Below are 13858 nucleotides of genomic sequence, written 5' to 3'. Positions count from 1 at the left end.
CTAGAGGGACGGCGCTCTCTAACGTCCGCGCCAACAGTCAACCGGCCCGTGTCCTAGCTCCGGGCCCAGGGGGAACGACCACATGAGCGTAGACACCGCACCAAGCGGGAACAGGCTCTTCATCCGGAAATCGATCGAACAGGTTCAGCGCGAATCTCACACCAGCGGCCTGAAGCGGACGCTCGGCGCCTGGAACCTGGTGCTGCTGGGCATCGGCTGCATCATCGGCGCGGGGATCTATGTGATGACCGGTAACGCGGCGGCGAACTTCGCCGGCCCGGCCGTGATCCTGTCCTTCGTCGTCGCGTTCTTCGCCTGCGTGTTCGCCGGCCTCTGCTATGCGGAGCTCGCCTCCACCATGCCGGTGGCGGGCTCGGCCTACACCTACTCCTACACCACGCTCGGCGAGGTCATCGCCTGGGTGATGGGCTGGCTGCTGGTCCTGGAATACGGGGTCGCGGCCGCCACGGTCGCCGCCGGCTGGTCGGGCAACGTGGTCTCCCTGCTCAAGGACTTCGGCCTGGTCATCCCGCCGGAGTTCACGACCTCGTTCGTCCGCGCGGTGCAGCTGCCGCAGGGCGGCTTCACCTTCGAGAGCGGCGGCAGCTTCAACCTGCTCGGCGCGGCCGGCATCCTGGCCATCACCGTCCTGCTGGTCATCGGCATCTCGGAGTCGGCGACGGTCAACAACGTCATCGTCTTCATCAAGGTGGGCGTGCTGCTGCTGTTCATCGGCATGGGCGTCGCGTTCATCAACCTCGACAACTGGACCCCGTTCATCCCGCCGAACGAGGGCGGCTTCACCTACGGCCTGCCGGGGATCTTCCGCGCCGCCTCGGTGATCTTCTTCGCCTACGTGGGCTTCGAGGCGGTCTCCACCGCTGCGGCGGAAGCCAAGAACCCGCAGCGCGACATCCCGATCGGCGTGCTGGGCTCGCTGGTGGTCTGCACCATCATCTACATGCTGGTCGCCGCGGTGCTCACCGGCGTGGTTCCCTACAAGCAACTCGGCGTGGCCGCGCCGATCGCCCTCGCGGTCGACGCCATGCACATGCAGTGGTTCTCGCTGCTGATCAAAGTGGGCGCGGTGGCCGGCCTCACCTCGGTGATGCTGATCCTGACCTACGGCCAGACCCGCATCTTCTTCGCCATGGCCAAGGACGGGCTGCTGCCGCGGTTCTTCTCGGTGCTGCACCCGAAGTTCCGGACGCCCTGGATCGGCACGATCGCGCTTGGCCTGATCATCGCCTTCGCCGCCTCCATGCTGCCGATCCAGATCCTCGGCGACCTGGTCAGCCTGGGCACCGCGACCGCCTTCGCCATCGTCTGCATCAGCGTGCTGTGGCTGCGGAAGAACCGCCCCGACCTGGAGCGGCCGTTCCGCGCGCCGCTCGGGGTCCTGACCCCGGTCCTGGGCATCGTCTTCGCCCTGGTGATGATCGCGCCCCTGGTGCTCGACATCTTCGCCAAGGCCGCCTCCGGCGACCCGATCCCGGCCATCCTGCTGGGCAGCTACTTCGCCATCGGGGCGGCGCTCTACATCTTCTACGGCTACCGGAACTCCCGCCTCGGCCGCGGCCTGCCGCAGATCGATGCGGACCAGGACGCCGGCACCGGCCCCGAGCAGGCCCTCCTGCGCGGGATCGAGGACGGCAAGGCCTAGGCCAAGCCCCTCACGGCGCGCACACCGGAAGGGCGGGGCCTCGGCTCCGCCCTTTCATTTTGGCGGCTGAATCCCGATCATAGGGGCGACATGAACGCCACGACGCCTCCCGAGCCGCCGATCCGCGCCGTCCTCGCGCCGGTCACGCCGCTGCAGCAGAACTGCACCATCGTCTGGTGCTCCAGGACGAAGAAGGCCGCCGTCATCGATCCGGGCGGCGAGGTCCCGCGCCTGCTGGAGGCGCTGGCCCACTATGGCCTCACCCTCGAGAAGATCTGGATCACCCACGGCCATCTCGACCACGCCGGCGGGACGGCTGCGCTGAAGGAGGCCACGGGCGCCCCGATCGAGGGTCCGCACCGCGACGACGCCTTCTGGATCGACGACATGGAGGCCTCCGGCGCGCGCTGGGGCATGCCCGAGGCGCGCAGCTTCACGCCGGACCGCTGGCTGGAGGACGGCGACCGGGTGACCTTGGGCGAGACCGAGTTCGAGGTCTATCACTGCCCGGGGCACACGCCCGGCCACGTGATCTTCTTCCACCGGGAGGCCCGGTTCGCCCAGGTGGGCGACGTGCTGTTCCAGGGCTCCATCGGGCGCACCGACTTTCCGCGCGGCAACCACGCCGACCTGATCCGGGCGATCACCACCAGGCTCTGGCCGCTGGGCGACGATGTCCGCTTCGTCCCCGGCCACGGCCCCATGTCGACCTTCGGCCAGGAGCGGCGGACCAACCCCTTCGTCGCCGACGCGGTGCTGGCGGAATCGTGATTTCAGCCGGGAAATCCGACAGTCACGGCCGGCTTCGACAATGCCGGCCATGGAGATGCAGCAAGACATGAGTCAGGCCGGCGCCCGGATCCTGATGGTCGACGACGATCCCGGCATCCGCGACGTGGTGTCGGACTTCCTCGGCCGCCACGGCTACAAGGTGGACACCGCCGGCGACGCGCGGGAGATGGAGCAGGCGCTGGAGCGCGGCCCGGTCGACCTGATCGTGCTCGACGTCATGCTGCCGGGCGAGGACGGCCTGGCGATCTGCCGCCGGCTGACCACCGCCGACGGCGCGCCGCCGATCATCATGCTGTCCGCCATGGGCGAGGACACCGACCGGATCGTCGGCCTTGAGCTTGGGGCCGACGACTACCTGGCCAAGCCCTGCAATCCTCGCGAGCTTCTGGCTCGCGTGCGGGCCGTGCTGCGCCGCGCCGAGCAGCGCACCGCCGGCGCCGAGATCGGCGCCGGCTGCGAGTTCGCCGGCTGGCGGCTCGACCTGGTGCGGCGCGAGCTGCGCTCGCCGCAGGGCGTGGTGGTCAACCTGTCCTCGGGCGAGTTCAGCCTGCTGCGCGCGTTCGTGGAGCGCCCGCAGCGGGTGCTGACCCGCGACCAGCTGCTGGAGTACGCCCGTGGGCCGGACAGCGACGCCTTCGACCGGGCGATCGACGTGCAGATCAGCCGGCTTCGCCGCAAGCTCGACGACGGCGGCGGCCAGGACCTGATCCGCACCATCCGCAACGAAGGCTACATGTTCACCTCGAAGGTGAAGCGGGGATGACCCTCCTTCGCTCGCAGGCGAGCTTCGGAGGGGGGGCTCGGGCGCGCGGGTGCGCAGCCGGACCTGTCCTGCGTAGCTCCGCCAGGAGCGCAGCCGGATGAGCCGGTTCAGCCGGGTGCGGCCGACGGCCTCGCTGTTCGGCCAGCTGCTGACGCTCACCGGCCTGACCCTGGTGGCCGCCCAAGTGATCAGCCTGCTGCTGATCTTCAACCTGCCGCCGCCGACGCCCGACTTCTACCGCCTGTCCGAGATCGTCGCGACCTACCGCGGCCATGCGCCGACCATCACCGAGCGGCGGCCGCTGGAGCGGGTGCTCCTCAACGAGCCCCCCGGCCCGGCCATGGAAGGCCGCACCGCGCCCGAGATCCGGTTGAAGCTCTCGGAGGAGCTGAACGTGCCGGTGACGCGGATCATCATCGCCGGCGACCGCGGGCCGTTTTCCGACCGCCGGGTGGGCCGCATCCTGCGCGACCGGCTTGCCCGCCAGGGCGGCTCGCGCGACGAGGCCTTCCTGGTCGATCCCTTCCAGGTGGCCATCGCCCAGGACGACGGCCGCTGGGCGGTGGTGCGCCCGGTGCGCGGCTTCGGCCTCAGTCCCTGGCAGCAGCGGATCGCCCTGTGGTTCGTGCTGTCGGCCCTGGCGATGGCGCCGGTGGCCTATGTCTTCGCCCGCAGGCTGTCGGCGCCGATCCGCCTGTTCGCCGACGCCGCCGAGCGGCTGGGGCGGGACCCGCAGGCGCCGCCGCTGGCGGTGCGAGGCTCGGCCGAGATCGCCGTCGCCGCCCGCGCCTTCAACGACATGCAGGAGCGGCTGCGGCGCTACGTCGACGACCGCACGGCCATGGTGGGGGCCATCGCCCATGACCTGCGAACCCCCCTGACCCGCCTGCGCTTCCGCATCGAGACCCTGCCGGACGACGAGCAGAAGGCGAAGATCAGCGCCGACATCGACCAGATGGAAGCCATGGTGTCCGCGGCCCTGACCTTCGTGCGCGACACCACTCGCCCCGGAGAACGCACGCCGCTGGAGCTCTCCTCCCTGCTCGAGAGCCTGTGCGACGAGATGGCCGAGACCGGAGCCACGACCGAGGTCGAGTTCGGCGAGAAGGTGGTGCTGGAAGGCGACCCCATGGCCCTGCGGCGGCTGTTCTCCAACCTGCTGGAGAACGCCGTGAAGTTCGGCGGCCGCGCCCGCGCCCGGGTCTTCCGGGAGGGCGCCAACGCCGTGGTGGAGATCGACGACGACGGCCCGGGCATACCTGCCGCCGAGCAGGAGCGGGTCTTCGAGCCCTTCTACCGGCGCGAGCCGTCGCGCAGCCGGCAGACCGGAGGCATCGGCCTTGGCCTGGCGGTGGTGCGCTCCATCGCCCGCGGGCACGGCGGCGACGTGGCGCTGGCCAACAGGGCCGGCGGCGGGCTGACGGCGCGGGTCTCCCTGCCGGTCTGAGCGGCCGCGTCGCCCCCTGCATTTGTTAAGCCGGCGGACACGCGCGCGTTGCGCGCCCTGCGCCAGCACGCGCGATGGTTTCCTAGAAAAGCATTGTTTGGGAACGCAACCTCTGCTGCGCCTCGATGGTTAGCCTGACCGCAAACCAAGGCGAGACGTCAATGTCCGAGCTGGAAAAGCGACACGAAGACAACCCTCAGCCGGATCTCGGGCGTGCGGACGGCACGTCGCCCGAGGAAGCCGGGACGCGGGAGCAACCGCCCGCCCCCGGGGGCGCCTCGCTCGACCTACCCCTGTCGTCGCCCGATTGAGGAGAGCAGTACTGATGGCCAGCGTTGACACTGGAAAACCGCGAGCCCGCCGAGGGTTCGCCGCCATGAACCCCGAACGCCGTCGCGAGATCGCCCGCAAGGGCGGGGCCTCCGTGCCCGGCGAGAAGCGCAGCTTCGCCAAGGATCGCGACCTGGCGGCCTCCGCCGGCCGCAAGGGCGGTGAAGCCAGCCGCGGCGGCGGCCGCACCCGGGGCCGCGAAAGCTAAGCCCTGAGCAAGACCAAGGCGAAGGCGGGAGACGGGCTCACCCAGTCCCGCTCGAGCCGCCAGCCCGCCGCCTCCGCCAGGCGGGCGAACCCCTCGACGGTGAACTTGTAGGAGTTCTCGGTGTGGAGGGTCTCACCGGCGGAGAAAGCGAAGGCCCGGCCCGCCACCTGGACGGTCTGGGCCTTTGTGCTTTCCAGGTGCATCTCGATGCGGCTCTCGGTGGCGTTCCAGACCGCGCGGTGGCGGAAGGCGTCGAGGTCGAAATCGCCCCCCAGCTCCCGGTTGATCCGGGCCAGCAGGTTGCGGTTGAACGCCGCCGTGACGCCCAGCGCGTCGTCGTAGGCGGCCACCAGGGTCTCCTCGTTCTTGACCAGGTCGATGCCCACGACGAAGGTCGCGCCGTCGCCCAGCAGGCCCCGCGCCCGGGTCAGGAAGGCCTGCGCCTCCGCGGGCGTGAAGTTGCCGATCGTGGAGCCGGGGAAGAAGCCCACCACCGGCCGTCCCGCCGTCTCGCGCGGGAGCGCCAGCGCGCGGGTGAAGTCCTCGACCAGCGGCGCCACGGTCAGCTTCGGATAGTCCGCCGCGACCGCCCGGGCGGCGGCGGCGAGCGCGTCGGGGCTGATGTCGATGGGCGCGTAGACGGCGATCTGGGCGGCCGCGTCCAGCATCAGGCGGGTCTTGACGCTCGCGCCGCTGCCGAACTCCACGAGCGCGGCGCCGGCGGGAATGGCCGCGGCGATCTCGGGCGCCACCCAACGCAGCAGGGCCGTCTCGGAGCGGGTCGGGTAGTACTCGGCGAGCTCGCAGATCGCCTCGAACAGGCGCGAGCCCTCGGCGTCGTAGAAGTACTTGGGCGGCACGGACTTCTGCGGCCGCGACAGGCCTTCGACCACGTCCTCCTCGAAGGTGGCGGCGCCGGAGAGGCCGTCCTTGGCCAGCCGCACGCCCGAGAACATCCACCGCTGGTGGGGATAGAAGAAGTTGCGGTAGCTCGGCCGCACATGGCCGGCGGGCGTGACGCAGGCCCCGCCGCGCAGGACGAACTGGCTGGCCATGAACTTGCCGTTGTACTCGCCGACGGCGCCGGGCGCCGGGCGGAACCCGGGATAGGGCGCATAGGCGCTGCGCGTCCACTCCCACAGATCGCCGAACATCTGCTTCAGGCCGGGGCCCGGCTGGGCGGGCGCGGGCGCCAGGCGGCCGTCGCCCAGGAAGGCGCCGTCGGCCGTCGCCCGGCCGGCGGCGTGCTCCCACTCGGCCTCGGTGGGCAGGCGGGCGCCGGCCCAGGTCGCGTAGGCCTCGGCCTCGTAGAGGCTGACGTGGCTGACCGGGAGCGCCGGATCCAGCGGCCGCAGGCCGTGGAGGGTCATCACGTGCCAGGCCTCGCCCGCGGGCTCCCAGTAGAGCGGCGCCTCCCAGCCCTCGGCCTGGGCCCGCGCCCAGCCCTCGGACAGCCAGAGCTCCGAGCGCCGGTAGCCGCCGTCGCCCATGAACGCCAGCCACTCGCCGTTGGTGACCAGCCGGTCCGCGAGGCGGAAGGGCTCCAGCCAGACCTTGTGGCGCGGTCCTTCGTTGTCGAAGGCGAACCCCTCGCCGTCATGCCCGATCTCCACCAGCCCGCCCGGCAGGTCCACGAAGCCGAGCGGCGCCGCGGGCCCGTCCGCTGTGCGCCTGGGCGGCGCGTAGGCGGGCTTCAGCGGCGAGCAGGCGAACAGGTGGAGGATGTCCATCAGGATCAGCTCCTGATGCTGCTCCTCGTGGGCGAGGCCGAGGGCGAGCAGCGCCTCCACCTCCCGTGCCCCTGCCCGCTCTCCGGCCAGCAGGTGCTCCATGCCCGCGTCCACGTGGGCGCGATAGGCGATGACGTCGGCGAGCGACGGGCGGGTCAGGAGGCCCCGCTGCGGCCTCGGCTGCCGCGGCCCCAGCGCCTCGTAGTAGGAGTTGAACAAGAAGCCGAAGCGCGGATCGAACGGCCGGTAGCCTGGCAGGTGGGGCCCGAGCAGGAAGGTCTCGAAGAACCAGCTGGTATGCGCCAGGTGCCACTTGGTGGGGCTGGCGTCAGGCATGGATTGGGCGAGCTGGTCCTCGGCCGTCAGGCTCCGGGTCAAGGCCTCGGTGGCGTGCCGCACGACCCGATAGCGGGCGGCCGCCTCCGGCGCGGCGTCGCCGGCGTGGGACCGCAGCGCGAACTCATCCGGTGATCGCGCCATGGGCCCTCCGCCTGCTTCAGCTCAGCAGATAGGGAGGCGTTCGCCGCATCTCAATTGTGAAGCTGCCCCCAGGCTCGACCAAACGTCTCCAGGGCTGGGAAGATCCGGAAAAGGCGGGCGCTTTCTCCCCAGCCTGTGCCGGAACAGATGAGAAGGGGTTGCGTTCATCCCGCGCCAAAGACGGCAGATTGCTAAGAAGAGCCCCGGGTTGGGCCGATAAAGAGGGCGCCATGAACGCGACGACCAGTTGGCGCGACCAAGTCGTCGGATTGATCCCTGCGCTGCGAGCCTTCGCCTGGTCCCTGAGCCACAACGGCTCGGACGCCGACGATCTCGTGCAGGACACCCTGATCAAGGCCTGGACCAACCGGGAGAAGTTCGAACCCGGCACCAACCTGCGCGCCTGGCTCTTCACCATCCTGCGGAACACCTACTACACCAATGTGCTGCGCCGCCGCCGCGAGGTGCGCGACGAGACCGGCGAGTACGCCTCCACCCTCAAGGCCGCGCCGACGCAGGACTGGTCGGTGGCCATGCGCTCCCTGCAGGTGGCCCTGCAGCAGCTGCCGGACGAGCACCGCGAGGCCCTGATCCTGGTGGGCGCCGCCGGCCTCTCCTATGAAGAAGCCGCCGAGATCTGCGGCTGCGCGCTCGGCACCATAAAGAGCCGGGTCAACCGCGCCCGCGCCCGCCTGCTGAAGATCATGGACGCCGAGGACGCCACGGACGTCATGGCCCTCGACGACGTGATCGCCGCCCGCGCCTGAGGCCCCGCCCGGCTGTCGCCGAGCTCCGCGCCCCTGCTCCGCACCACCTTTTCCGCTCTTCCCGGCGAAAGCCGGGACCCAAGCTGCGTCTCCCGCCCCACCGTCACCCCCGAGCTCGCCCCGGGACCCCATGAGCACCGGCCGGCGCCGAGCCGCGCGGATGGGATTGCGCGTTCCAACCGGCGGGCGCGGAGATCATGGGTGGCCGGGACAAGCCCGGCCATGACGATCCAGAGAGAGATTGGGGAGAGAGGGTGAGACGCGGCGGCCTCAGGCGCGGTTGCGCCGAAGCCGGACCTCGGGGCCCTCGTCCAGCTGGTCGACCACCGACTTTATGCGGTCCGGCCCGCGCGCACCTCGTAGCCGAGGAACAGGCGGGCGAGCGCCGCGTCGAGGGCGGCGACGTCGTCGCGGTTCCGGGCGTGGCGGCGGTTCATGGCCGGGATGTCGTGCAAAGCCCCCGCCCCTGCAAGCGTCGCCGCAGGCTCTGCGACAATCCGGAACAGCCGTTCGGCCTCGCCGGTTGAGGGGCGACACCTCACGTGGAAGGAAACCGCAATGGCCAACAGGGACGACAATCGAGGCTTCGGCGGCGGCCAGGGCCGTGATCGCGATCGCTGGCGTCAGGAGGACGAGCAGCGCCAGATGGGCGGTCGTCAGGGACGGGATGACGAGCGCCGCTCGTTCGGCGGCGGAATGGGCGGCGGCGGAATGGGCGGCGGCGAGGGCCGCTTCAATTCCGACCAGGCCCGATATGGTGAAGGCTGGCGGGGCGCACAGGGCGGCGGCGGCTGGCGCGGCGGCCGTGGCGAGGGCGAGGACCAGGCCTGGCGGCGCGACCGCTACGGCTCCCGGTTCGACCAGGACCGCACCAGCTACGGCTCGGGCTATGACCGGCAGGGCGGCGACTATGGCCGCGGCTCGCAGGGCGGCTATGGCGGCCAGGAATACGGCCTCGAAGGCGGCGGCGATCGCAACCGGGGCCAGGAAGGCTCGCGTGGCGGCGGCCGCAACGAGCGGGAACAATGGCGGCCGGAAGGCTCGAGCCCCTACGGCCACACCGAGCTGAACCCGCGGGCCAGCGGCGTCGAGGAGTTCGGCGCGCCGCACGACTACGCCTACCATCCGCAGCAGGGCCACGAGTTCGACGGCGACTACACCCGCTGGCGCGACGAGCAGCTGCGCGGCCATGACCGCGACTACCAGGAATGGCGCCGTCACCAGCACGAGCAGTACGACAACGAGTACCGGAAATTCCGCACCGAGCGTCGCGACACCTTCGGGAAGAACTTCCACGAGTGGCGCTCGCAGCGGAACACCTCGACGGGCATGGCCCAGAACCACATCGGCCCCGAGACCAACGACTATCACCGCCACGGCGGCGCAGGCTTCGGGATGGGCGACAACCAGCCCTCCGGCAAGCTGGAGAGCCCCTCGGCGATGACCACCAGCCCGGCGCTGACCCAGACCGGCGGCCAGTCTACCGGCCACACCGGCGGCGGGGCTCAGGACAGCGACAAGGTGGTCAACGCCGGAGGTGAGTTCGGCAAGGCCCCGCCCCAGGTCCAGGCCGCGGCTGACGGCTGGGACACTCGTAAGGACGCTGAGGATCGCAAGGACGATGGCGAAGGCGAGGATCGCCAGCACTAGGCGACAGGCCTCGTGACGAAGCGGCCCCGGAGCGCGAGCTCCGGGGCCTTTTCTGTCACGCTACTTCACATCCGCCGGATAGATGACCGGCAGGACGATGGCCGAGGGCCGGGTGGCGTCCATGTAGATCGTGTTCGTGGCGACGCGCGGCTTCAGCTTCCCCTCCCCCGCCGGCTCGCCGGTGTTCGGGTTCACTTCGAAGCGGGGATAGTTCGACGAGGTCACGTGCACGGCGATGCGGTGGCCCTTCTCGAACGTCAGCGCCGTCGGCCACAGATCGATCGACAGCTTCTCGGGCGCGTTGGGCGTCATCATCCGCACGTCCTGCGGCATGCGGCCGTTGCGGAAGCGGGCGCGGATCGGGGCGTCGAGGATCAGGGCCTCGTAGCCGTCGGGATAGACGTCCACCAGCTTGACCACGAAGTCGGTGTCGGGCCCATCGGTGGCGGCCCAGAGCTCCATCTTCACCGGCCCGGCGATGGCAACGTCCTTGTCCAGCACGGGCGTCTGGAAGCGCAGGTAGTCCTGCCGCTGGCCGACGGCCCGCTGGTCCATCGGCCCACGTTCGAACGTCAGGTTCGCGCCGCCGAAGGTGGGCACGGGCTTCGCGGGATCGAAGCGATAGCTGAGCTTCTCCTCGGGCTTGGTGGGCGCCTTCCCGGTGAGCCCCTTGTCGTCAGTGAGGTAGTAGCGCGCCTCATGGTAGGCCGGCGGCCAGTTGGCGGAGGTCAGCATGCGGTTCTTGGCGGACAGGGCGCCCTTCCGCGCAGAGGCCATCATGAAGTAGCTGACCGGAGGCTCGTCCATGATCCCGTTGTCGACGCCCTTCAGCCAGTAGTCGAACCAACGGATTTCCTGGTCGCCGCCCAGCGCGAGTCGGTCGTTGCCGGGGTATTCCAGGTCGCCCGACAGGGCGCCGTGCCCGAAGGGGCCCATCATCAGCTTCTGATTGCCCCGCGCCCCGGGCGCGCCCTGGTTCTGCAGCCAGGTGAAGTTGTCGACGGTGCCGCCATTGAAGATATCGTACCAGCCGCCGACGTTGAAGATCGGGATGTCGATGTACTTGCGGTTCGTGGTCATGGCGACGCGGTTCCAGCTCACGTCGTCGAAGGCGCGCTGGCGGGTGCGGGTGAGCACGTCCTCCGCGACGCCCTGGCCGCGCAGCCAGCCGATGGTGTCCTTCTCCTTCAGCACCCCGCCGGGATAGCTGTAGGAAAGCCGGTCGGCGGGCGCGACGACCACATAGGCCGTGACCAGGTGCGGCGGGTTGGCCATGGCGGCCGAGTTGGCGGTGATGCCCAGGGCCGAGCCTCCGGTCATGCCCACCTTGCCGTTGCTCCACGGCTGGGCGGCCGCCCACTCGACGCTGTCGTAGCCGTCCTCGATGTCGTTCTCGAAGGCGGCGTAGAAGCCTTGCGAGCGGCCCTTGCCGCGCACGTCCTGCAGCACGAAGACATAGCCGGCGTCGGTGTAGCGCTTGGCCTGCTTGGCGAGCTGCTCGGAGGGGTTCGGGTTCTGCTCGCTGCGCCGGCCGTCCTTCAGGTAGGGCGTGCGCGACAGCACCACGGGCCACGGCCCCTTCCCGGCTGGCTTGAAGACGTTGGCGGCGAGCCGCACGCCGTCGCGCATGACGGCGTATTCCTCCACGGCGCCCGGCGGCAGGCCGGGCCAGGCCGCTTCGGCGGCGGCCGGCGCCGACTGGGCGAGAGTGGGTGCGGCGTGGCCGGCGGCCAGCGACAGCGCGACGGCCGACGCCAGGGCAAGGCGCCTGAGCTGGATCATCCTTCGTTTCCCCCGCGGGTCGTTGCGCCCGCTGAAATGGCTTTGGTCGAAATGAGCGCGGAGCGGGTCCGCGGGCCGCATCTAAGCATGCGCTTTGCGGCCCGTCCTTCCCGCCGTAAGGAGCGCCCATGACCCGCGACGACGCCCGGGCGCTGGACGCCCAGGACCCCCTCGCCCGCTTCCGTGACGCCTTCCAGTTGCCGGAGGGGGTGATCTACCTCGACGGCAACTCGCTGGGGCCGCCGCCCACGGCGGCGCTCGACCGGCTGCGCGACGTCGCCGCGCGGGAATGGGGCCGCGACCTGATCACCAGTTGGAACGTCAACGGCTGGATGGCCGCGCCGCTTAGGGTGGGCGGCAAGATCGCCGGGCTGGTGGGCGCCAAGCCGCACGAGGTGGCGGTGGCCGATTCCACATCGGTGAACCTCTTCAAGCTGGCCGCGGGCGCGCTTGAGCTGCGGCCTGGCCGCCGGGTGATCCTTTCCGAGACCGGCAACTTCCCCACGGACCTCTATGTGCTGGAGGGCCTCGCGCGCACGGCCGGCGCGGAGCTGCGGGCGGTGGCTCCCGACGCGGTGTTGGACAGCCTCACTGACGAGGTGGCGGTGCTGGTGCTGACGCACGTGCACTACCGGACCGCGCGCCGGTGGGACATGGCGGCGGTGACGGCGGCGGCGCACGCCGTGGGCGCCCTGGTGCTCTGGGACCTCAGCCACAGCGCAGGCGCCGTGGCGCTGGACCTGAACGGCTGCGGGGCGGACCTGGCGGTGGGCTGCGGCTACAAGTACCTGAACGGCGGGCCCGGCGCCCCGGCCTTCCTGTTCGTCGCCGAGCGGCACCTGAACGGCATCCGCTCGCCGTTGTCCGGCTGGATGGGCCATGCCGAGCCCTTCGCCTTCGAGGACGGCTATCGCCCGTCTGGCGACATCCGGGGCCAGCTCTGCGGCACGCCTTCCGTGCTGGGGCTGGCCGCGCTGGAGGCGGGCGTGGACCTGCAGGCGCAGGCCGATCCCGCGGCCATCGAAGCCAAGGGCCAGTCGCTCTGCGACCTGTTCATCGCCGAGGTGGAGCGCCGCTGCGGCCGGTTCGGGGTCGAGCTCGCCACCCCGCGGGCGCGGACCCAGCGCGGGCTGCACGTTTCGTTCGCCCATCCCGACGGCTATCCGATCGTCCAGGCGCTGATCGCCCGCGGGGTGATCGGCGACTTCCGGGCCCCCGACCTGATGCGCTTCGGCTTCGCGCCGCTGTACCTCAGCCACGAGGCCGTCTGGCGGGCGGCCGAGATCCTGGAGGAGGTGCTGGCGACCGGCGCCTGGGAGAGGCCTGAGTTCCGGGCGCGGGCGGCGGTGACCTAGACTGTCCCGCCCTACGCCTTCGGGCGCATCACCAGCCAGGGCGTCAGCCGGTGACGCCATTCCCACTGCGCCAGCAGTTGGTCGAGTTCGCTCAGCCGCAGCAGCCAGTCGGGCAGCGCCGCCTCCCCGTGCAGGCCATCCACCTGCACGATGTCGTGCGACGGCTGAAAACGCTCCTTAAGCTCGGCCAGGGCGCCCGGACGCCATACGTCGTGGGTCTCGACGACGACCGACATGCCGGCCAGGGCGGGACCAAGCGCCGGCTGCAAGATGTCGAGTTCGGCGCCCTCCGCGTCCACCAGCACCAGGGTGCGACGCCCGGCGTAGGCCTCGAAATCCTCGGGCTTGAAAGCCTCGCCGATGATCACCCGGTCCGAAACGCCATTGCGGGCGGCGAGCTCGGCGCACTTGGCCCGGGCGCGAGGGTCGATGTCGAAGGCATGCACCGTGAGCGCGGGCCAGCGGCGCGCGATGCCGACGGCGTAGTAGCCCTCGGCGCACCCCACATCGAGCACGCAGTCCACGCCCTCGTCGATGATCGCCTGGATGTGCGGCTGGAGGGCGGCTTCGTAGGTCCCCAGCATGCGGCTGATCAGGCTGCCCTCGGCCGTCTCGTCCAGGTATGTCATGCCGGCGAACAGGCCGCCCATGATCGTCGGGCCGTGGTGGGACTGGTAGGTCAGGCCGAGCACCTGCGAACGCCACTTGGCCAGCACACGCAGGAGCGTCTCGACGTCGTGGAGGCCGGGAACCTCCGGCCACTGCCGCACGACCTCACGCGCCTTGTCGGCGACACCCCGCGTCAACGGCCCGCTCATCGAACTCCCCTGGACTAGGTCAGGCGCCCGACTAGCGTGAAACGGCGCGCCGAACCAAGCCCGCAGGGCGCCG

At 70.7% G+C, this 13858-nt stretch carries 12 protein-coding genes; 8 read left to right on the top strand and 4 right to left on the bottom strand.

Annotated features, from left to right (window positions below; translation table 11 throughout):
- The first annotated feature begins 82 nt into the window (after positions 1 to 82).
- From VIL67_RS15515 to VIL67_RS15495, 5 genes are all read left to right on the top strand, one after another.
- A complete protein-coding gene (locus tag VIL67_RS15515) occupies positions 83 to 1663 on the top strand; it encodes an amino acid permease (RefSeq protein WP_332049815.1) in 1581 nt (526 codons plus the stop codon).
- Between the two features lie 90 nt (positions 1664 to 1753).
- On the top strand, positions 1754 to 2434 hold the full coding sequence (locus VIL67_RS15510) for an MBL fold metallo-hydrolase (protein ID WP_332049814.1): 681 nt from the start codon (positions 1754 to 1756) through the stop codon (positions 2432 to 2434).
- 40 nt (positions 2435 to 2474) lie between these two features.
- On the top strand, positions 2475 to 3218 hold the full coding sequence (locus VIL67_RS15505) for a response regulator (RefSeq protein WP_332049813.1): 744 nt from the start codon (positions 2475 to 2477) through the stop codon (positions 3216 to 3218).
- Between the two features lie 97 nt (positions 3219 to 3315).
- Positions 3316 to 4665, top strand: coding sequence for an ATP-binding protein (locus VIL67_RS15500; RefSeq protein WP_332049812.1), 1350 nt, complete (start codon positions 3316 to 3318; stop codon positions 4663 to 4665).
- Positions 4666 to 4990: 325 nt separating this feature from the next.
- On the top strand, positions 4991 to 5203 hold the full coding sequence (locus VIL67_RS15495; protein ID WP_332049811.1) for a con-10 family general stress protein: 213 nt from the start codon (positions 4991 to 4993) through the stop codon (positions 5201 to 5203).
- Here the strand turns inward: VIL67_RS15495 and egtB are convergent.
- Complete coding sequence (gene egtB / locus VIL67_RS15490; RefSeq protein WP_332049810.1) at positions 5200 to 7413, bottom strand: ergothioneine biosynthesis protein EgtB; 2214 nt, start codon at positions 7411 to 7413, stop codon at positions 5200 to 5202. The genes VIL67_RS15495 and egtB overlap by 4 nt on opposite strands.
- Positions 7414 to 7643: 230 nt before the next feature.
- Here egtB and VIL67_RS15485 point away from each other — a divergent pair, with 230 nt between their 5' ends.
- The gene (locus VIL67_RS15485; RefSeq protein ID WP_332049809.1) at positions 7644 to 8180 is read left to right on the top strand and encodes a sigma-70 family RNA polymerase sigma factor; all 537 of its coding nucleotides are present in this window, start codon (positions 7644 to 7646) and stop codon (positions 8178 to 8180) included.
- 332 nt (positions 8181 to 8512) lie between these two features.
- Here VIL67_RS15485 and VIL67_RS15480 read toward each other — a convergent pair whose 3' ends face one another.
- Positions 8513 to 8635, bottom strand: a complete 123-nt coding sequence (locus VIL67_RS15480) for a hypothetical protein (RefSeq protein WP_332049808.1) — start codon at positions 8633 to 8635, stop codon at positions 8513 to 8515.
- 103 nt (positions 8636 to 8738) lie between these two features.
- On the opposite strand from VIL67_RS15480, the gene VIL67_RS15475 reads away from it, so the two are divergent.
- Positions 8739 to 9830, top strand: a complete 1092-nt coding sequence (locus VIL67_RS15475) for a hypothetical protein (RefSeq protein ID WP_332049807.1) — start codon at positions 8739 to 8741, stop codon at positions 9828 to 9830.
- 60 nt (positions 9831 to 9890) lie between these two features.
- On the opposite strand, the gene VIL67_RS15470 is transcribed toward VIL67_RS15475, so the two are convergent.
- Positions 9891 to 11612: a CocE/NonD family hydrolase gene (locus VIL67_RS15470; protein WP_332049806.1), complete on the bottom strand. Its 1722-nt coding sequence runs from the start codon at positions 11610 to 11612 to the stop codon at positions 9891 to 9893.
- Between the two features lie 128 nt (positions 11613 to 11740).
- On the opposite strand from VIL67_RS15470, the gene kynU reads away from it, so the two are divergent.
- The gene (gene kynU, locus VIL67_RS15465; RefSeq protein ID WP_332049805.1) at positions 11741 to 12967 is read left to right on the top strand and encodes a kynureninase; all 1227 of its coding nucleotides are present in this window, start codon (positions 11741 to 11743) and stop codon (positions 12965 to 12967) included.
- Between the two features lie 11 nt (positions 12968 to 12978).
- On the opposite strand, the gene VIL67_RS15460 is transcribed toward kynU, so the two are convergent.
- The gene (locus VIL67_RS15460; protein ID WP_332049804.1) at positions 12979 to 13785 is read right to left on the bottom strand and encodes a class I SAM-dependent methyltransferase; all 807 of its coding nucleotides are present in this window, start codon (positions 13783 to 13785) and stop codon (positions 12979 to 12981) included.
- Positions 13786 to 13858: the final 73 nt, after the last annotated feature.

This window comes from Phenylobacterium sp. (assembly GCF_036563385.1).
Taxonomy (GTDB): domain Bacteria; phylum Pseudomonadota; class Alphaproteobacteria; order Caulobacterales; family Caulobacteraceae; genus Phenylobacterium.
Note: the sequence above shows the minus strand (reverse complement) of the source record. Positions and strands in the feature narration are given on the sequence as shown.

Excerpts from the sequence above, each read along its gene's own strand:
- VIL67_RS15515 (WP_332049815.1), top strand. The coding sequence starts at position 83 with ATGAGCGTAGACACCGCACCAAGCGGGAACAGGCTCTTCATCCGGAAA.
- VIL67_RS15510 (WP_332049814.1), top strand. The coding sequence starts at position 1,754 with ATGAACGCCACGACGCCTCCCGAGCCGCCGATCCGCGCCGTCCTCGCG.
- VIL67_RS15505 (WP_332049813.1), top strand. The coding sequence starts at position 2,475 with ATGCCGGCCATGGAGATGCAGCAAGACATGAGTCAGGCCGGCGCCCGG.
- VIL67_RS15500 (WP_332049812.1), top strand. The coding sequence starts at position 3,316 with ATGAGCCGGTTCAGCCGGGTGCGGCCGACGGCCTCGCTGTTCGGCCAG.
- VIL67_RS15495 (WP_332049811.1), top strand. The coding sequence starts at position 4,991 with ATGGCCAGCGTTGACACTGGAAAACCGCGAGCCCGCCGAGGGTTCGCC.
- egtB (WP_332049810.1), bottom strand. The coding sequence starts at position 7,413 with ATGGCGCGATCACCGGATGAGTTCGCGCTGCGGTCCCACGCCGGCGAC.
- VIL67_RS15485 (WP_332049809.1), top strand. The coding sequence starts at position 7,644 with ATGAACGCGACGACCAGTTGGCGCGACCAAGTCGTCGGATTGATCCCT.
- VIL67_RS15475 (WP_332049807.1), top strand. The coding sequence starts at position 8,739 with ATGGCCAACAGGGACGACAATCGAGGCTTCGGCGGCGGCCAGGGCCGT.
- VIL67_RS15470 (WP_332049806.1), bottom strand. The coding sequence starts at position 11,612 with ATGATCCAGCTCAGGCGCCTTGCCCTGGCGTCGGCCGTCGCGCTGTCG.
- kynU (WP_332049805.1), top strand. The coding sequence starts at position 11,741 with ATGACCCGCGACGACGCCCGGGCGCTGGACGCCCAGGACCCCCTCGCC.
- VIL67_RS15460 (WP_332049804.1), bottom strand. The coding sequence starts at position 13,785 with ATGAGCGGGCCGTTGACGCGGGGTGTCGCCGACAAGGCGCGTGAGGTC.